The 18,229-nt window shown below is 72.7% G+C and carries 14 protein-coding genes and 6 pseudogenes; 16 read left to right on the forward strand and 4 right to left on the reverse strand.

Features of this window, described 5'->3' with window-relative positions:
* Positions 1 to 323 (forward strand): hypothetical protein (locus tag JM949_RS36965; RefSeq protein WP_238433089.1); only part of this gene is annotated, 323 nt, incomplete at its 5' end.
* Positions 320 to 3,343, forward strand: coding sequence for a phosphodiester glycosidase family protein (locus JM949_RS13185; RefSeq protein ID WP_309232149.1), 3,024 nt, complete (start codon positions 320 to 322; stop codon positions 3,341 to 3,343). The genes JM949_RS36965 and JM949_RS13185, both read left to right, overlap by 4 nt.
* A 45-nt stretch (positions 3,344 to 3,388) precedes the next feature.
* Here JM949_RS13185 and JM949_RS40170 read toward each other — a convergent pair.
* Positions 3,389 to 3,783 (reverse strand): annotated as a pseudogene (locus JM949_RS40170) (phosphatase domain-containing protein).
* Here JM949_RS40170 and JM949_RS36970 point away from each other — a divergent pair.
* Complete coding sequence (locus tag JM949_RS36970) at positions 3,731 to 3,886, forward strand: hypothetical protein (RefSeq protein ID WP_238433090.1); 156 nt, start codon at positions 3,731 to 3,733, stop codon at positions 3,884 to 3,886. The pseudogene JM949_RS40170 and the gene JM949_RS36970 overlap by 53 nt on opposite strands.
* 38 nt (positions 3,887 to 3,924) lie before the next feature.
* Here the strand turns inward: JM949_RS36970 and JM949_RS36975 are convergent.
* Positions 3,925 to 4,449: pseudogene (locus tag JM949_RS36975) on the reverse strand (AAA family ATPase); the annotation flags it as partial.
* 111 nt (positions 4,450 to 4,560) lie between these two features.
* Between JM949_RS36975 and rpmE the strand changes: the two are divergent.
* Both rpmE and prfA read left to right on the forward strand, forming a co-directional pair.
* A complete protein-coding gene (rpmE, locus tag JM949_RS13195) occupies positions 4,561 to 4,785 on the forward strand; it encodes a 50S ribosomal protein L31 (protein WP_088987870.1) in 225 nt (74 codons plus the stop codon).
* A 112-nt stretch (positions 4,786 to 4,897) separates the two neighbouring features.
* Complete coding sequence (gene prfA / locus JM949_RS13200; RefSeq protein WP_203148788.1) at positions 4,898 to 5,986, forward strand: peptide chain release factor 1; 1,089 nt, start codon at positions 4,898 to 4,900, stop codon at positions 5,984 to 5,986.
* A gap of 12 nt (positions 5,987 to 5,998) precedes the next feature.
* Here the strand turns inward: prfA and JM949_RS13205 are convergent.
* Positions 5,999 to 7,542 (reverse strand): annotated as a pseudogene (locus JM949_RS13205) (diguanylate cyclase domain-containing protein).
* A 72-nt stretch (positions 7,543 to 7,614) separates the two neighbouring features.
* Here JM949_RS13205 and prmC point away from each other — a divergent pair.
* From prmC to JM949_RS13225, 4 genes and pseudogenes are all read left to right on the forward strand, one after another.
* Positions 7,615 to 8,513 (forward strand): annotated as a pseudogene (gene prmC / locus JM949_RS13210) (peptide chain release factor N(5)-glutamine methyltransferase); the annotation flags it as partial.
* A gap of 34 nt (positions 8,514 to 8,547) precedes the next feature.
* Positions 8,548 to 9,207: pseudogene (locus JM949_RS13215) on the forward strand (L-threonylcarbamoyladenylate synthase).
* The gene (locus tag JM949_RS13220) at positions 9,208 to 9,819 is read left to right on the forward strand and encodes an arsenate reductase/protein-tyrosine-phosphatase family protein (RefSeq protein ID WP_203148790.1); all 612 of its coding nucleotides are present in this window, start codon (positions 9,208 to 9,210) and stop codon (positions 9,817 to 9,819) included.
* Positions 9,820 to 9,925: 106 nt separating this feature from the next.
* Positions 9,926 to 12,037: pseudogene (locus JM949_RS13225) on the forward strand (transglycosylase domain-containing protein).
* Positions 12,038 to 12,046: 9 nt separating this feature from the next.
* Here JM949_RS13225 and JM949_RS13230 read toward each other — a convergent pair.
* Positions 12,047 to 13,510, reverse strand: coding sequence for an SDR family oxidoreductase (locus JM949_RS13230; RefSeq protein WP_203148793.1), 1,464 nt, complete (start codon positions 13,508 to 13,510; stop codon positions 12,047 to 12,049).
* A 35-nt stretch (positions 13,511 to 13,545) separates the two neighbouring features.
* Here JM949_RS13230 and JM949_RS13235 point away from each other — a divergent pair, with 35 nt between their 5' ends.
* From JM949_RS13235 to JM949_RS13265, 7 genes are all read left to right on the forward strand, one after another.
* Positions 13,546 to 14,835 carry a serine hydroxymethyltransferase gene (locus tag JM949_RS13235; protein WP_203148795.1) on the forward strand — a complete coding sequence of 430 codons (1,290 nt, stop codon included), beginning with the start codon at positions 13,546 to 13,548 and terminating at the stop codon, positions 14,833 to 14,835.
* On the forward strand, positions 14,828 to 15,253 hold the full coding sequence (locus tag JM949_RS13240; RefSeq protein ID WP_203148798.1) for a hypothetical protein: 426 nt from the start codon (positions 14,828 to 14,830) through the stop codon (positions 15,251 to 15,253). Before JM949_RS13235 ends, JM949_RS13240 begins: the two co-directional genes overlap by 8 nt.
* A 189-nt stretch (positions 15,254 to 15,442) precedes the next feature.
* Positions 15,443 to 15,679 (forward strand): AtpZ/AtpI family protein, encoded by a 237-nt coding sequence (locus JM949_RS13245; protein ID WP_196929737.1) that lies wholly within the window; start codon positions 15,443 to 15,445, stop codon positions 15,677 to 15,679.
* An 11-nt stretch (positions 15,680 to 15,690) separates the two neighbouring features.
* Positions 15,691 to 16,488: a F0F1 ATP synthase subunit A gene (gene atpB, locus JM949_RS13250; RefSeq protein WP_203148799.1), complete on the forward strand. Its 798-nt coding sequence runs from the start codon at positions 15,691 to 15,693 to the stop codon at positions 16,486 to 16,488.
* Positions 16,489 to 16,554: 66 nt separating this feature from the next.
* Complete coding sequence (locus JM949_RS13255; protein WP_130404096.1) at positions 16,555 to 16,797, forward strand: ATP synthase subunit c family protein; 243 nt, start codon at positions 16,555 to 16,557, stop codon at positions 16,795 to 16,797.
* 25 nt (positions 16,798 to 16,822) lie between these two features.
* A complete protein-coding gene (locus JM949_RS13260; RefSeq protein WP_145779209.1) occupies positions 16,823 to 17,362 on the forward strand; it encodes a F0F1 ATP synthase subunit B in 540 nt (179 codons plus the stop codon).
* The gene (locus tag JM949_RS13265) at positions 17,362 to 18,183 is read left to right on the forward strand and encodes a F0F1 ATP synthase subunit delta (protein WP_203148801.1); all 822 of its coding nucleotides are present in this window, start codon (positions 17,362 to 17,364) and stop codon (positions 18,181 to 18,183) included. Before JM949_RS13260 ends, JM949_RS13265 begins: the two co-directional genes overlap by 1 nt.
* The last annotated feature ends 46 nt before the right edge of the window (positions 18,184 to 18,229 follow it).

Consider the following 18,229-nt stretch of genomic DNA (forward strand, 5'->3'; position numbering starts at 1 on the left):
AGGACGCGCCGCCCGCGTCGTCCCGGACGGACGGCTCGGTCAGCCTGGCCGCCGACCCGACCGCCGCGACCGCGCCGGCCACCGCCGCTGGTGGTCTGGAGCCGGCCGGCGGCCTGGAGACCGCGAAGACCACCCGGCCGGTCGCGCCGGGCGTGCAGCTCACCTCCTTCGACAGGTACGACGCCGAGGGCTGGCTGCGTGCCGACGCGCTCACCACCGACCTCGCCGGTGGCGCCACCGTCGACTACGTCAACTCCGGCGCGGTCAGCCGGGCCGAGCCACTGCGTACGGCGGTGGACGACTCGCGCGCGTCGCCGCGGTGAACGGCGACTTCTTCGACATCAACAACTCGGGCGCCGCGCAGGGTGTCGGTGTTCGCGACGGCGAGCTGATCCAGTCGGCGGTCAGCGGCCACCGCAACGCGGTGGCGATCACGGCGAACAGGCTCGGCCGGGTGATCGAGGTGAACTTCGACGGCACCGCCACCCTGCCCACCGGGCCGGTCCCGCTGACCCAGTTCAACAACCTGGTGCAGGCCGACGGCATCGGCGCGTTCACCGAGCTGTGGGGGACGTACTCCCGGCAGCGTGCCGTCGAGGGCGCGACCCGGGTGGTCGAGGTCACCGTGACCGGCGGTCGGGTGGCCGCGGTGACGGACGCGGCCGGCAGCGGCCCGATCGTCGCCGGCAGCACCGTGCTGCTCGGCCGTGACGCCGGCGCGGACGCCCTCGCCGGGCTCCGCCCCGGTGACCCGGTGACGGTGGCCTGGCGGCCGAAGCCGTCCGACGGCAGCGACCTGCGCGTGGCGGTCGGTGGCGGGAACGTCCTGGTCCGCGACGGCGTCGTGCAGAGCATCGCCGATCCCACGCTGGCCCCGCGCACCTCGGTCGGCTTCAGCGCCGACGGTGGCAAAATGATCATGTTGACGGTGGACGGTCGGCAGGTCGACAGCCGAGGCGTCACCCAGACCGAGATGGGCCGGATGATGGCCGAGCTGGGCGCCGCCCACGCGCTCAACCTGGACGGTGGCGGCTCGTCCACGCTGCTGGCCCGCGAGCCGGGCGGATCCGCCGTGCGGGTGGAGAACGGCCCCTCCGACGGCAGCGAACGGGCCGTGCCCAACGGCCTGGCGATCTACGCGCCGAAGGGCAGCGGCCGGCTCACCGGCTACTGGGTCGAGACGGCAAGCGACCCCACCGCCGCCCCGGGCGTCTCGCCGGTGCGCGGTGGCCGGCCCGACCGGGTCTTCCCCGGACTGACCCGTACCCTCACCGCCGCCGGCTACGACGAGACGTACGGCCCGGCGGCCGGCGCGCCCACCTGGCGGGCCACCCCGGCGGCACGCGGCCGAGTCGACAGCCACGGCGTGTTCCACGCCGGCGCGCCGGGGGCCAGCACGATCACCGCCGCGCGGGGCCGGGCCACCGGCTCGCTGAACCTCACGGTGCTCGGCCCGCTGGCCCGGGTCGGCACCACCGTGCCGCGGGTCGGCCTCACCGGCCGCGACGGCAACGCAGTGGTCGGCGTGGTCGGGTACGACGCCGAGGGCAACACCGCGCCGATCGAGCCCGGCGACGTGACAGTCGACTACGACCGGGACCTGCTGCGGATCAGCCCCACCGGCGACGGCAACCTGACCGTCACCGCGCTGCGGGACACCGGCTCGGCCCTGGTGACCGTCCACGTGGGACGGCAGAGCACCGTCCTGCCGGTCACCGTCGGACTGACCGACGTGCCCGTCGCCGGCTTCGACGACGCCGCGTCCTGGCGGTTCAGCCAGGCCCGGGCCAGCGGGTCGGTCGCGCCGGCCCCCGGGCACACCGGCACCGGCCTGCGGATGTCGTACGACTTCAGCCAGTCCACCGGCACCCGGGCCGGGTACGCCGACCCGCCCGCCTGGATCGAGGTGCCCGGCCAGCCGCAGGCGTTCGGCATGTGGATCCACGGCAACGGCACCGGCGAGTGGCCCAGCCTGCACCTGCACGACGCCCAGGACACCCAGCACGTGCTGCGCGGCCCGCTGATCACCTGGACCGGCTGGCGGTACGTGGAGTTCGCGGTGCCCGCCGGGGTGCAGTATCCGGTGCGGGTGCGTCGCTTCTACGTGGCCGAGACGAACGCCGCCGCCCAGTACACCAGCGAGGTGATCATCGACGACCTGGTGGCGAAGGTGCCGCCCACTGTCGAGGTGCCGGCGGTGGCCCCGCGTACCGACCGGGTGGTGGTCCGCGACGGCACGGTGGACGGCGCACCCTGGCGGTTCGCGGTGCTCTCCGACGCGCAGTTCGTCGCCGCCGACCCGGACAGCGACCTGGTCGCCCAGGCCCGCCGGACGTTGCGCGAGGTGAAGGCGGCCCGGCCGGACTTCCTGCTGATCAACGGCGACTTCGTGGACACCGCCTACCCGGCCGACTTCGCGCTGGCCAAGCGGATCCTCGACGAGGAGTTGGGCGACGGGCTGCCCTGGTACTACGTGCCCGGCAACCACGAGATCATGGGCGCCCCGATCAGCAACTTCGCGGCGGCGTTCGGTGCCACCTCCCGGGTGTTCGACCACAACGGCACCCGCTTCGTCACGCTGAACTCGTCCACCGGGACACTGCGCGGCGGCGGCTTCGACCAGGTGCGGATGCTGCGCGAGACGCTGGACGCGGCGGCCACCGACCGGCGGGTCGGCTCGGTCGTCGTCCTGCACCACCATCCGGCGCGGGACCCCAGCCCGGCGAAGGCCAGCCAGCTCACCGACCGCAAGGAGGCGGCGCTGCTGGAGCAGTGGCTGGCCGACTTCCAGCACCGCACCGGCAAGGGCGCGCTCTTCGTGGGCGGGCACGTCGGCACGTTCCACGCCGACCGGGTGGACGGAGTGCCGTACGTGATCAACGGCAACGCGGGCAAGACCCCGTCCACCCCCGCCGAGCAGGGCGGCTTCACCGGCTGGACGGAGTTCGGTGTCGACCCGGTCACTCCGGCCGAGGCCGACCGGGCCCGCCGCGACCCGCTCGCCGAGGGGCCACCCTGGGTGGACGCGGAGTTCCACGCCCACGTGGACCGGCTCGCGCTGAGCGCCCCGGCCAGCGTGCCGGTCGGCACCCCGGCGACGGTCACCGCCACGCTCACCCAACCAGGCGGGCGTACCGTCCCGGTGGCCGCACCGGTAAGCGCCGACTGGTCCGCCTCGCCCGGGGTGCACATCGGCGCGGCGGCCGGGGTGCGGCCCTGGCACACGGCCCGCTTCGACCCGGCCACCGGCACCCTGACCGCACTGCGGCCCGGCGCCCCGGTGCGCCTCACCGTCGCCGTCAACGGCGTCCTCGCCGAGGCCACCATCACCGTCACCCGGTGAACCGCCCGGACGGGCCTCCAGCGCGGGGGCCCGTCCGGGCGTACCTCAGAAGTCGCCCTCGGCCACCTGGAACACGGTGAGACCGAGGTCCCGCCACATCCGCACCACCTGGACCCGGTCGTCGAACACACCGACCACCCGGTAGCGGTCCCGGATCTCCCGGTCGTAGATCTCCCGCTTGACGACCGAGTCCTTCCGGGAGTCGCCGACGCCCGCAGGTGCAGGCCGAGGTAGGGGACCCGGACGTGCCGGGCCAACCAGGCCTCGGTGCCGGCGCGGGCGGAGGCGTCCCGCCCCGAGCAGAAGACCACCCCGTAGCCGGCGGCGTGCATCGCCCGGACCGCCGCGATCACCGCCAAGTTCGGCTGGTCGTCACCCACCCGGGTCATGTCGTACGGGCTGCGGGACACGGCCAGTGCGACGGTGCCGTCGATGTCCACCAGGACGATCTCCGGCGGTTCCGCCGACGGCGGGTGCACGGCGGCCGGCCGGCCGGTGCGGGCCTGCGGCACCGGCAGCGGCAGCGTCCGTCCCGCCAGGTAGCGCTCGTGCAGCCGGCGGATGGCGTCCGCGCCGACCTGCTCGGCCGCCGGGCGGGCGGCGTCGCGGCGCAGGCACTCGTCCACTGGTACGTCGGTGAAGTCGTGCACCTCGAACTCCGCGCCGTGCCGGGCGGCCAGGTCGGCCCAGTCGCGCAGGGTCCGCGAGCGCAGGTTGGTGTCGTCCACGCAGACGTCCGCCCGGGCCCGCAGCAACGCCTCGACCTGGGCCCGTTGCACGGTGGTCACCTGCGCCTCGGCCCACTGCGTGAAGAGCCGCTCGCCGTGCAGCATCCGGCGCAGGTCGTCCCGGTTGACCCGAACGACGGACGGCTGGAGGGTGCGGGCGAACGTCGTCTTGCCCGAGGCGGGCAGCCCTCGGGTGACGATCAGGCGGGTCATCGATGCACCTCCGGTTCGACGGGCGTACCCCCGGCGGGGTACCCGGCGGCGAGGCCGCCGGCTGGACGAATGCCCCGCCGGACGGCGGGAATGCGCACCGGGAGGCGCGTGTTGACGATGCCGGACGAGGTGTGCGGCCCGATTGCCGGGTCGGCTCCGGCCCATGGCACACTGGTCAATCGGCCACCGGTTCCGGTTCACGCCCGAGCCCGTCGCGTACGGCGCGACGAGCGATGACGGCGACCCGGCGACCACCAACGAGAGGACCGAGGCGAGATGAAGGCAAACATCCACCCGGAGTACACGACCACCGAGGTCAGCTGCTCCTGTGGCAACACGTTCACGACCCGCAGCACCGCCAAGGGCGGGGCGATCCACGTCGAGACCTGCAGCGCCTGCCACCCGTTCTACACCGGTAAGCAGCGCGTTCTCGACACCGCCGGCCGGGTCGCGAAGTTCCAGCAGAAGTACGCCAAGGTTCAGGCCAAGAAGGCCAAGTAACTCCACGTTCGCGCCCGCGTCCGGTTTACCCCGGACCCGGGCGCCGTCCGCGTTCCACCCGGTTTTTCGCCTGGCCCGGCCGGCGCCGCACCCTCGAAGGAGCATCCGCAGCATGAGCAGCGAGCGTCTGGCCGGCCTTCTCGACGAGTACGCGGAGCTGGAGAAGCGGCTGGCCGACCCGGCGATCCACGCCGACCAGGCCACCGCGCGCCGGATCGGTCGTCGGTACGCGGAGCTGGTGCCGCTGCACAAGGCGGCCGGCGAGCTGGAGCAGGCGCGCGCCGATCTGGCCGCGGCGCGCGAGTTGGCCGCCGAGGATCCCTCCTTCGCCTCCGAGGCGGAATCCATCGCCGGGTCCCTGCCGGTGCTGGAGGAGCGCCTCGCCGAACTGCTCATCCCGCGTGACCCGCACGACGCCAAGGACGTGATCGTCGAGATCAAGGCCGGTGAGGGCGGTGAGGAGTCCGCGCTGTTCGCCGGCGACCTGCTGCGGATGTACACCCGGTACGCCGAACGCCACGGCTGGGTCACCGAGGTGATCGACGCGCAGGACTCCGACCTCGGTGGAGTCAAGGACGTCTCCCTGTCGATCAAGACCAAGGGCGTGCCGGACGGTGGCAACGGCGTCTGGTCGCGGCTCAAGTGGGAGGGCGGCGTGCACCGGGTGCAGCGCGTCCCGGTGACCGAGTCGCAGGGCCGGATCCACACCAGCGCCGCCGGGGTGCTGGTGCTGCCGGAGGCCGAGGACGTCGACGTCACGATCGACCAGAACGACCTGCGCATCGACGTGTTCCGCTCGTCCGGCCCGGGAGGCCAGTCGGTGAACACCACCGACTCGGCGGTGCGGATCACCCACGTGCCGACCGGCATCGTCGTCTCCTGCCAGAACGAGAAGTCCCAGTTGCAGAACCGGGAGCAGGCGATGCGGATCCTGCGGGCCCGGCTGCTCGCCGCCGCCCAGGAGCAGGCCGACGCGGCCGCCTCGGACGCCCGCAAGGCCCAGGTGCGCACGGTGGACCGCTCGGAGCGGATCCGCACCTACAACTTCCCGCAGAACCGGATCACCGACCACCGGATCGGCTACACCGCGTACAACCTGGACCTGGCGCTCGGCGGTGACCTGGACGGGGTGCTGGACGCCCTCAGCGAGGCCGACCGGGCCGCGCGACTGGCCGGCGACAGCGAGCTGGCCCGCCGCTGACCGCGCGGGTGGTCAGCTCGCGCGGGGCCGGGTCTTGGCGAGCAGCATCGCCCGGTCGGCCTGCTCGAAGGCGACGCTGAGCGCGTCGCGCAGCCCGCTGCCGCCGGAGACCTCCGCGAAGCCGATGCTCACCCCGACCGGAGTCCCCGGCACCAGTGACTCCCAGTCCTCGAGCCGGACCGCGGACTCGATCCGGCGGGCCACCTCGTCGGCCTCGGCCATGCCGGTGTCCGGCAGCACCACCACGAACTCGTCACCGCCGTAGCGGGCCACGAAGTCACCACGGCGCATCACCCGGTTGATCACCCCGGCGATCCGTTGCAGCACCAGGTCGCCGGAGTGGTGCCCGTGCCGGGTGTTGACCGCCTTGAAGCCGTCCAGGTCGCAGACGCCGATCACCACCCGCTCACCCCGGGTGACCACGGCGGTGATGTACCGCTCCAGCCGGCGGCGGTTGGGCAGCCCGGTGAGCGGGTCGGTCAGCGCCTCGCCCTCGAACCGCGCCGCCTCGCGGCGCATCTCCTCGTGGTCGATCCGGGCGGCGATCCCGTCGATGTAGACGTCCCGCAGCCGGTCGTTGCGCTGGGCGGCGAGCCGGAACGCCAGCCGGTCGGCGCGGTGCGCCGCCAGGTGGTCCCCGGCCCGGGTCAGCGCGATGCTGCGCAGCCGGGCCGGCTCGGCGGCCCCGAGCGTCTCGTTTGACACCTGGACGGTGTCCAACCGGGTGACCGCCTCGATCGGCCGCCCGTCGGCGACGGCGAGGCACACCTGCCCGAGCTGACGCAGGTCGCGGACGCGGGCGCTGTCCCCGCCGTGGGTGAGCAACCGGGCCGGCTCGGTGCCGTTGACCACCACCTGGTCGCCGAGCGCCGCCTGCCGGGCCGCCGCGTAGCCGTAGGCGGCCAGGCTGCTCGGCCGTAGCTGCCCGGCCCGCCCGGCGTGCACGAAGCGGTCCAGGTCGGCGGCGACGTCGCGGAGCACCCGCAGGCAGCCGTCGCTGTCGCCGTTGTGGTCCAGGGCCACCGCGTTGCGCAGCCGGATGCCCGGCGCGGCGAACGTCTCCTCGGGGATACCGGCGGTCACCCCGAGCTGCCGGGCCCGCTCGATGGCGCCCAGGGCGTACCCGTGAAAGCTGAGGTAGCTGTAGGCCATGGCCAGGTCGTGCCAGCCCCAGGCGGTGTCCCGGTCCGGGTCGCCACCGCCCCCAGGGCCCGGGCGGCCCGGACGAGGTGCATGACACAGCGGTCCAGTGCGCCCTGGTGGTGCGCGGCGAGCGCGGCCAGCGCGTTGAGGTGGCCGTGCAGGTAGGGCTCGGCGAGGTCGCGGACCGCCGCCGAGGCCTCTTCGATGGCCCGGGTGAACTCCGCTGTGCGACCGAGATTGATCAGCGCGGAGAGACGCTGCACCAGCGCGTCCGCTCGTGCCGCCGGGTCGGTCGTGGTGCGGATCACACGTTCCAGCAGAACGTACGCCTCCGCGGAACGACTGGCCTCCTGCAACGCCCGGGCGTGCGTGAGCGCGTCAACCTGGTCATCGACCCGGTCGAGCCAGCCCACCCGCCAACCTCCTGTCGTGTGCGCCGGCGCGCACCGTTCGTCACGTCGTCCGTGACGCCCCATGATTATGTCGTGAGTACTTTGCCGCAACACCCCCCCGAAGGGACAGGCCCGATCCGGCCGTCCGCGGCGGTGGCCCGAGCCACCCGCGCGCTCACCGCCGCCGGGATTGCCTCGGCCCGGGTGGAGGCCGAGCTGTTGGCGGCGTACGTGCTGGGGGTTCCCCGGGGTCGGCTGGCGCTCGCCGACGACCTCAGCGCCGACCAGCTGGCGCGGCTCGACGGGCTGACCCGGCGGCGCGCCGCGCACGAGCCGTTGCAGCACCTGACCGGTCGGGCCGGGTTCCGGCACCTGGAGTTGTCGGTCGGCCCGGGCGTCTTCGTGCCCCGGCCGGAGACGGAGCTGCTGGCCGGCTGGGGCGTCGACCAGGCGCGGGGCCGGCCGACCCGGTGGTGGTGGACCTGTGCAGCGGCTCGGGGGCGATCGCGCTGGCGGTGGCCCAGGAGCTGCCCGGGGCGCGGGTGATCGCGGTGGAGCGGTCCCCGGCGGCGCTGGGGTGGCTGCGGCGCAACGCGGCCGAGCGGGCCGCCGCGGGGGACCGGCCGATCGAGGTGGTCGAGGCCGACGTGACCGCGCCGGAGCTGCTGGCGGACCTGGTGGGTCGGGTGGACGTGCTGCTCTGCAACCCGCCGTACGTGCCGGACGACGTGGTGGTCCCGCCGGAGGTGGCCGGGCACGACCCGGCGGAGGCGGTCTTCGGTGGCACCGACGGTCTGGCGGTGATCCGGCCGGTGGTCAGCCGCGCGGGGGCGCTGCTGCGCCCGGATGGCGTGTTCGGGGTCGAGCACGACGACACGCACGGCGCGGCGGTGCCCGGCCTGCTCGCCGGGGACGGCCGCTTCACCGCTGTCACCGACCATCGGGACCTCACCGGACGTCCCCGCTTCGCCACCGCGTCCCGACGGGCGGACGGCCGACACGCCCCGATCGGGGCGGCGTGGCAGACTGACTCCTCGTGATGCTCTACGACTGCCGGTCGCCCGCCGATCGGGACCGCGGCATCGCTGCGGCTATCGAGGCGGTCAAGAACGGCGAGCTGGTCGTCCTTCCGACGGACACGGTGTACGGGATCGGCGCGGACGCTTCACCCCGTACGCGGTGAAGGCGCTGCTGGATGCCAAGGGCCGGGGTCGGCAGATGCCCCCGCCGGTGCTGATCGGCTCGCGGCACACCCTGGACGGGCTGGTCTTCTCGCTGCCCACCGCCGCCCGGGACCTGGTGGAGGCGTTCTGGCCGGGCGCTCTGACGATCGTGGTCGAGCACTCACCGAGCCTGCAGTGGGACCTGGGCGACAAGACGGGCACGGTGGCGGTGCGGATGCCGCTGCACCCGGTGGCGTTGGAGGTGCTGCGCGAGACCGGTCCGATGGCGGTCTCGTCGGCCAACAAGACCGGCCAGCCCGCCGCGGTCACCGCCGAGGAGGCACGTGACCAGCTCAGCTACTCGGTGCGGGCGTACCTGGAGGCCGGGCCCTGCCCGGACCCGGTGCCCAGCACGATCGTGGACCTGACCGGTGAGGTGCCGCAGTTGCTGCGGGCCGGGGCGATCCCCCTGGAGAAGCTGCGTGACGTGGTTCCGGACCTCATCGACGGTCGGGCGGTCTGAGTGCCACCGTTCACGGTCCTGCACGTCTGCATGGGCAACATCTGCCGCTCACCGATGGCGGAGCGGCTACTCGCCCTGGCGGTGCGGGAGCGGCTGACGCGGCGCGCGCAGGACCCGGCCCGGGCTGAGGAGCTGGTGCACAGCCACAGCGCCGGCACTGGTGGTTGGCACGCGGGCGAGGAGATGAACCCGCCGGCGGCCCGGCAGGTCACCAGCCGGGGCGGGGAGGTGGCGGGGTTCGCCGCCCGCAAGCTGCGTTCGGACCACATCGACGCCGCCGACCTGGTGCTGACCGCCACGGCCGATCAGCAGGAGTACGTGGTGGCGCTCCGGCCGGACGCGGCGGCCCGCACGTTCGTGCTGGGTGAGTTCGGTCGACTGATGGCCGCGGTGGACGCCGCCGCGTTGCCGTCGGACGACGCGACCCCGGAGGCGGTGTACGCCCGGGGGGTGGCCCTGGTGGCGGCGGCGCACGACGCGCGGTTGGGGGCCTCGGCGCTGCCCACCGATGACCTGGACGACCCGTGGGGTCGCGGCGACCAGTGCTTCACCAGGGTGGCCGACGAGATCGAGGAGACGGTTCTCCCGCTGGCTGCCGCACTGCTGCCCTGAGCGCGGTGCGAGTTTCCTCCGGGTTTGGGGAAAACCCGGGGCTAACGGGGTGTTCCGGGTCATTCTGAACGGGTCCTAGCGTGACCGGCTCCTGCGGGGAGAGCTGATGATCCGGGCCCAACTCGACAAACTGCTGACCGTGGTGATCGCCGGAGTGCTGGCCGGACTGGCGCTGGCCGCGGCCGCCCTACCCGCCGCCCTGGTCTTCGGGATCGGCTTCAGTGCCCTGTCGACGCCGTACTCGGAGCTGCCGAACACGCTCCGTACGCCGCCCACCGCCCAGCGCTCCAACCTCTACGCCAACGACGGCACCACCCTGATCACCTCCTTCTACCAGGAGGACCGGGTGGACGTGCCACTGCACGAGGTGGCCCCGGTGATGCGCCGGGCGATCATCGCGGCCGAGGACGTCCGGTTCTACCAGCACAGCGGGGTGGACCTGCGGGGCGTGGTGCGCGCGTTCACCGTGAACAAGCGCGACGGCCAGACCCGGCAGGGCGCTTCCACCCTGACCATGCAGTACGTCCGCAACGTGCTCAGCAACGACCCCCGGCTGACCGAGACGCAGCGGGCGGCCGCCACCGAACTCACCACCGTCCGCAAACTCCAGGAGATGCGGTACGCGCTCGCGTTGGAGCGGGAACTCGACAAGGACGAGATCCTGACCCGCTATCTCAACATCGCCTACTTCGGCGCCGGGGCGTACGGGATCGCGGCGGCCAGCAAGCGCTACTTCTCCCGGTCCCCGGCCGAGCTGACCCTGGCCCAGGCGGCGCTGCTGGCCGGCCTGGTGCGCTCGCCGGACAGCGACGACCCGATCAACGGTGACGCCGACAGCGCGTTGACCCGACGGTCGTACGTGTTGGAGCGGCTGGCGGAGACCGGGCAGGTGCCGCCGGAGGAGGCGGCGGCCGCGCGCGCCGAACCGCTGCGGTTGCAGCCCAGCGAGACCCCGAACGACTGCACGGCGGTGCCCGAGACGCACAACGACTGGGGCTTCTTCTGCGACTGGTTCACCCGCTGGTGGAGCAACCAGTCCGCGTTCGGCGCGACCGCCGACGAGCGGCAGCGCACGTTGCGCCGAGGCGGGTTCTCCATCGTGTCGTCGCTGGACCCGGGGGTGCAGTGGGCGACCACCGAGCAGGTGCTGAAGATCTACCCGGTCACGAAGGCCGACGCGGCGCCGACCGCTGTGGTGCAGCCGGGCACGGGCCGGGTGCTGGCGATGTCGGTCAACCGCGTCTACAGCGTGGCGGACAACCCGGTCGGGCAGAAGAACCACCCGAACACGGTCAACCAGTTGATTGCCGGTGGCGGCGCGATCGACGGGTACCAGGGTGGCTCCACGTTCAAGCTCTTCGCCATGCTGGCCGCGCTGGAGTCCGGCCTTCCGCTGTCGACCGACTTCGTGGCGCCGACGCAGTTGCTCACCCAGTTCCCGGTGAGCGGGGAGGCGAGCTGCGACGGTCGTTGGTGTCCGTCGAATGCCAGCCCATCGTCGATGGATGGCCCCCGCACCATGTGGACCGCGTTCGGCCGCTCGGTGAACACGTACTTCGCCTGGCTCACCGAACGGGTCGGCGCGACCGGGTGGTGGAGATGGCCGAACGGCTCGGCATCGTGCTGCGGGCCGACGCGGACGCCCGGTTGGCCCGGTACGGCGCGAAGGACTGGGGCCCGTTCACCCTGGGCGTGGCCGCGACCACGCCGCTGGACCTGGCCACCGCGTACGCCACGGTGGCGGCCGAGGGGACCTGGTGCGCGCCGCTGCCGGTGGTCTCGATCACCGATGCGGGCGCGCCCGGTGGACGCCGCCAAGCCGGACTGCCGGCAGGTGCTCGACGCGGACGTGGCCCGGGCGGCCGCCGACGCGGCCCGCTGCCCGGTCGGCGACCAGTCGATGTACGGACGGTGTGACGGTGCCACCGCTCCCGGGCTGCGGGCGAAGCTCGGCCGACCGGTGGCGGGCAAGACCGGCAGCTCGGAGCGGTACGAGACGGAGACGGTGGTGGCCTTCACGCCGCAGCTCGCGGTCGCCTCGATGGCGGCGAACCCGGACGATCCCCGGGACGCGGTCGGTCAGGCGGTGCAGGCCCAGATGGTGAAGGCGGTCGGCGAGGTCCTCACCGTCGCCCTCCGCGACCAACCGGTACGCGACTTCGTCCCACCGAGCGAGCGGACCGCCTTCCAGGTCACCGCGGCCCGCACCGGCAACTGAGCCGGCCGGTCAGCGGGTTTGTTCGGCGTTGCGGGCGATGTTGCGGGCCATTCCGCCGAAGACCACCGCGTGGAAGGGGGCCACCGATCCCCAGTAGGCGTGCCCGCTGAGCCCGCGCGGCAGGAAGACGGCGCGTTGCTGGTAGCGGCTGCGGCCGTCCTCGGCGGGCAGCACCCGCATCTCCAGCCAGGCCCGCCCGGGCAGTCGCATCTCGGCCCGCAGCCGCAGCAACTCGCCCGGGACAATCTCCTCGACCCGCCAGAAGTCCAGCGCCTCACCGACCTGGAGCCGGTGCGGGTCGCGTCGGCCCCGCCGCAGCCCGACCCCGCCGGCCAGCCGGTCCAGCCAGCCCCGGACCGACCAGGCGAGCGGGAACGAGTACCAGCCGTGTTCGCCGCCGACGCCCTCGATGACCCGCCAGAGCGCCGCCGGTGGCGCGTCCACCGTCCGCTCCCGGACGTCGGTGTAGGCGGTGCCGCCGGACCAGTCCGGGTCGCTGGGCAGCGGCTCGGCGGGCGCGTCCGGGCCGCTCGCGGTGGACCAGCGGGTCTCCACCTGGGCGTCGCGCACCTTGGCCAGCGCCAGGGCCACCGCCTCGTCGAAGCCGGTCAGCCCGTCGGGCGGGTCCGGCACGTACCGGGCGATGTCGTGTTCGTGGGCGACCGCCTCGTGGATCAGGCTCTCCACCAGCGGGCGGGCGATCCTGTTCGGCACCGGGGTGATCAGACCGACCCAGTGCGACGAGAGCGACGGGGTGAGCGGGCGGACCGGCACGATGATCCGCCGCCGCAGCCCGGCCACCCGCGCGTAGCGCTGCATCATGTCGCGGAAGGTCAGCACGTCCGGCCCGCCGATGTCGAAGCCCCGGTTGACCTCCGCCGGCAGGTCCGCGCAACCGGCCAGGTAGCGCAGCACGTCCCGGACCGCGATCGGTTGGATCCGGTTGCCGACCCAGCGCGGGGTGACCATGGCGGGCAGCCGCTCGGTCAGGTAGCGCAGCATCTCGAACGACGCCGAGCCGGAGCCGATGATCACCGCGGCGCGGAGCACCGCCGTGGGCACCCCGCTGGCCAGCAGGATCCGGCCCACCTCGGCGCGGGAGCGCAGGTGCGGGGAGGGCACCTCCGCGTCGGACGCCGGCTCCGGGCCGCCCAGGTAGACGATCCGGCGGACGCCGGCGGCCCGCGCCGCCGCCGCGAAGTTGGTCGCCGCCGCCCGGTCGGCCGCCTCGAAGTCGGGCCGGCCGAGCGAGTGCACCAGGAAGTACGCGACGTCCACCTCGGCGAACGCGGCGGACAGCGTCTCCGGCCGGCTCAGGTCCCCCTCGACGATCTCCGCCGCGGCGGCCCAGGGGACGTCACGCAGCCGTACCGCCTTACGGGCCAGGCAGCGCACGCTGTGCCCGTCGGCGAGCAGCAGCGGCGTCAGCCGCCCGCCGATGTACCCGGTGGCTCCGGTGACGAGGCATCTCACGGGTCCCAGTGTGCGGCCCCCTAGACTCGTTCGCTGTGGAGACCGAGACGAGCACCTTCTGGGGGCCGGATTTCGCGCAGCTCAGGGCCACCGATCCGGAGATCGCCGGGGTGGTCCTCGGTGAGCTGGACCGGTTGCGGGGCGGCCTGCAGCTGATCGCCAGCGAGAACCTGACCTCGCCGGCGGTGCTGGCCGCGCTCGGTTCGACGCTGACGAACAAGTACGCCGAGGGTTACCCGGGCCGGCGCTACTACGGCGGTTGCGCCGAGGTGGACCGCGCCGAGGAGATCGGCATCGCCCGAGCCAAGGAGCTGTTCGGGGCCGAGCACGCCAACCTCCAGCCGCACTCGGGGGCGAGCGCCAACCTGGCCGCGTACGCCGCGCTGGTGCAGCCGGGGGACACGGTGCTGGCGATGGACCTGCCGCACGGCGGGCACCTCACCCACGGCAGCCGGGTGAACTTCTCCGGCAAGTGGTTCCACCCGGTCGGCTACCCGGTCCGGCCGGACACCGAGCAGATCGACTACGACGAGGTACGGGACCTGGCGCGGGCGCACCGACCCAAGCTGATCATCTGTGGGGCCACCGCGTACCCGCGCCTGATCGACTTCGCCCGGTTCCGGGAGATCGCCGACGAGGTCGGCGCGTACCTGATGGTGGACGCGGCGCACTTCATCGGCCTGGTCGCCGGCCGGGCGATCCCGTCCCCGGTGCCGTACGCCGACGTCGTCTGCGCCACCACCCACAAGGTGCTGCGCGGCCCACGTGGCGGCATGATCCTCTGCCGCGAGTCGCTGGCCCAGCGGATCGACAAGGCGGTCTTCCCGTTCACCCAGGGCGGCCCGCTGATGCACGCGGTCGCGGCCAAGGCGGTCGCGCTGCGCGAGGCCGCCCAGCCCGAGTTCCAGACGTACGCCCGGCAGGTGATCAGCAACGCCCAGGCGCTCGCCGCCGGGCTGGCCGACGAGGGAATGCGCCCGGTCTCCGGTGGCACCGACACCCACCTCGCCCTGATCGACCTGCGGGAGCTGGGGGTGACCGGCACCGAGGCCGAGCGACGCTGCGACGCCGCGTCGATCACCCTGAACAAGAACGCCATCCCGTACGACCCGCAGCCGCCGATGGTGGCCTCCGGCATCCGGGTGGGCACGCCGAGCGTCACCACCCAGGGGATGCGGGAGGGGGAGCTGCGGCAGGTGGCCACCCTGATCGCCCGGGCGGTGCGCACCGATCCCGGTGCGGCGGGCGGCGCGGACGAGCTGACCCGGCTCGGCGCCGAGGTGGCCGAGCTGGTCGCGGCGTTTCCGGCGTACCCCCGTGGCTGAGCCCGGGGTGGTCGAGCCCGGCACCGACCGGCGTTGGCGGTTGCGCCACCTGCCGGTGCTGTTGGGGGCGTCGCTGGCGTTGGCCGCGGTCGCCGCTGTGGTGGGTCTGGCGACCGGCGGCGTGACGGCCGCGTTCGGTGCGGCGGCCGGCGTGGGCGTCACAGTGCTCAGTTACACCCTCACCACGGTGGTCCTGGCCTGGGCCGACCAGATCAACCCGCAGTTGCTGCTGCCGCTCGGTCTGGGCCTGTACGCGCTGAAGTTCACACTGTTGGGTGTGGTGATGGTGGCGGTGGCGTCGACCGGTTGGCCCGGGTTGATCCCGCTCTGCCTCGGCATCGTCGCCGGGGTGGCAGTGTGGACGGCGGTGCACATCTGGTGGCTGACGACGGTGCACGCCCGTCGGCCGCACAGCTGATCCGGCTTTCGGCCGTTCGTCCCACTTGTTGGACGCGCGGCAATGTGTCGGCCACCGGTCATTTTCCGACGGGCGGAAGGGGAGTAGCGTGCCCACAGACGACGGCGCCCACGAGAAGCCCACACAACCACGGTTGTGCGGGGGGTGAGGCACAGCCTCGTCTTCCCGGCTGATATCGTTCGCCCCGTCATGGCTGGTGACCAAACCCCCCGTCCCGCCGGTGAACCGGACGACTATCCGTCCGGCGCCGGTCAGGGTTGGACCGCGCTCAGCTACCTCATCGGAGGCATGCTCGTGTGGGGTTTCATCGGCTGGCTGGTTGACCAGTGGCTCGACACCGGCGGCGTTGCCACCGGGATCGGCGTCGTGCTCGGTATGGCCGGGGGAATCATCCTGGTCATCCGCCGGCTCGGCACGCCTACTTAGGAAGGGACGCGGTGTTCGGACAGGCGAACGTTCTGGCGGCGGGCCAGGCGGGATTCCCGCCCAGCGTGGAAGACTTCTACCTGCCCAGCATCCTGCCCTGGGGTGCGCACGACTCCTACTGGTTCACCAAGATCACGGCGATGGTCTGGATCGCGGTCGGCGTCCTGATCATCTTCTTCCTGGCGACCTATCGGAACCCGCAGCTGGTGCCGACGAAGAAGCAGTGGTTCGCCGAGTCGATCTACGGCTTCGTGCGCAACAACATCGCGGTCGACATGATCGGCCACGCGGGTGTGCGCTTCGCCCCCTACTTCACCACGCTGTTCTGCTTCGTGCTGCTGACGAACGCGTTCGCGATCATCCCGTTCTTCCAGATCTCGCCGAACTCGCACATCGCCTTCCCGGCGATCCTCGCGATCATCAGCTACGTGCTGTTCAACTACATCGGCATCAAGCAGCACGGCTTCGTCAAATACTTCAAGAACTCGTTGATCCCGCCGGCACCCTGGTACATCCTGCCGCTGCTGATCCCGATCGAGCTCTTCTCGACCTTCATCGTCCGGCCGTTCTCGCTCGCGGTGCGTCTCTTCGCGAACATGTTCGCCGGTCACATGCTCCTGCTGGTCTTCACGCTCGGCGGCTTCGCGATGCTGAGCGCCAACGCCTGGCTGGCCCCCGTTTCGGTGCTCTCCTGGGTGATGACCATCGCGCTCACCTTCCTCGAGTTCCTGGTGATCTGCCTGCAGGCATACGTCTTCACCGTCCTCACCGCCAGCTACGTGCAGGGCGCGCTCGCCGAAGAGCACTGATCCACCGCACCAACCGTTGTCGTCCCGCGTGAGAGTCACGCGTGATAACCAGGAGGAACCACACCAATGGACGCTAGCGTTCTCGCCGAGGTCACCGGTAGCACCGCTGCCATCGGCTACGGTCTCGCCGCCATCGGCCCGGGCATCGGCGTTGGCCTGGTCTTCGCTGCCTACATCCAGTCGACGGCCCGCCAGCCGGAGTCGTCCCGGATGACCCTGCCGTACGTCTGGATCGGCTTCGCCGTCATCGAGGCGCTCGCGCTGCTGGGCATCGCCTTCGGCTTCATCTGGGCCGGCTCCGCAGCCTGATCCACCCTTTGACCGGGAGGTAACCATGTATTTCCTCGCCGCTGAGGGTGGTGAGTCGACCCACAACCCGATCATCCCGCTCTGGCAGGAGGTCGTGGTCGGCTCGGTGGCCTTCGCCGTGCTCTGCTTCGTGCTGATGAAGTTCGTCTTCCCGCGCATGGAGCAGACGTTCCAGGCGCGGGTCGACGCTATCGAGGGCGGCATCAAGCGCGCCGAGGCCGCCCAGGCCGAGGCGAACCAGCTGCTCGAGCAGTACCGTGCCCAGCTCGCTGAGGCCCGGACCGACGCCGCCAAGATCCGTGACGACGCGCGGGCCGACGCCGAGGGCATCCGGCAGGACATCCTCGCCAAGGCGCGGGAAGAGTCCGACCGGGTCATCCAGGCCGGCAAGGACGCGCTCGCCGCCGAGCGGGCCACCATCGTGCGCGAGCTGCGCGCGGAGGTCGGCACGATCGCGGTGGACCTGGCCAGCAAGATCGTTGGCGAGTCGCTGGCCGACGAGGCGCGCCGCAAGGGCACCGTGGACCGGTTCCTGAGCGGTCTCGAAAGCACGGGGGCCCGCTGATGCAGGCCGCCAGCCGGGAGTCGTACAAGGTCGCGTCCGAGCACCTCGACGCGTACGTCCGCGGCAATGACGCGGTCGCGGTGGCACACACCGCGAACGACCTGCTCGCCGTTGCCGGGCTGCTGCGGCGGGAGCCGCGGCTGCGCCGGGCGCTCTCGGACCCGGCCCGGTCCGGCGCGGACCGCGCCGAACTGCTTGGCGGGATGCTGCGTGGCAAGATCGGCGACGGCGCGCTCGACCTGACCGCCGCGTTGGTCTCCGGCCGTTGGTCGACGCCGTCGGAGTTGCTCGACGGCGTCGAGCGGCTCGGTGTGGAGGCGGTGCTCGCCAGCACCGAGGCCGCCGGTGACCTCGCCGAGGTCGAGGACGAGCTGTTCCGCTTCGGGCAGATCGTCGCTGGCGAGCCCGCGCTCTCGGCGGTGCTTTCCAACCCCGCGACACCGGTGGACCAGCGCGGAGTCCTGGTCGGCCAGCTACTGGCCGGCAAGACCCGCCTGGCCACCGTTCGCCTCATCGAGGTGGCGCTGTCCGGCTTCGGGGGGCGCTCCTTCAGCGGATCGCTCACCCGGCTCGTGGAACTCGCCGCCGAGCGGCGGGACCGTCAGGTGGCGTACGTCACCGTGGCGGCCCCGTTGAGTGATGAGGAGGAGCGCCGGCTGGGTGCGAGCCTCGCTGCGATATACGGTCGAGAGGTCTCCGTCAAGCAGACGGTCGACCCCCACGTCCTGGGTGGCGTGAGCGTGCGGGTCGGCTCCGACCTGTACGACGGCACCGTCCTGCGCCGCCTCAACGAGACCCGCAACGCGCTCGCGAAGCGCTGAGCGGCTTCGCCGCCCAGCGTTGGGGCGGCTCTGCCGCCCAGCGCCC

The organism is Micromonospora tarensis (genome assembly GCF_016803395.1).
GTDB classification, from domain to species: Bacteria; Actinomycetota; Actinomycetes; order Mycobacteriales; family Micromonosporaceae; genus Micromonospora; species Micromonospora tarensis.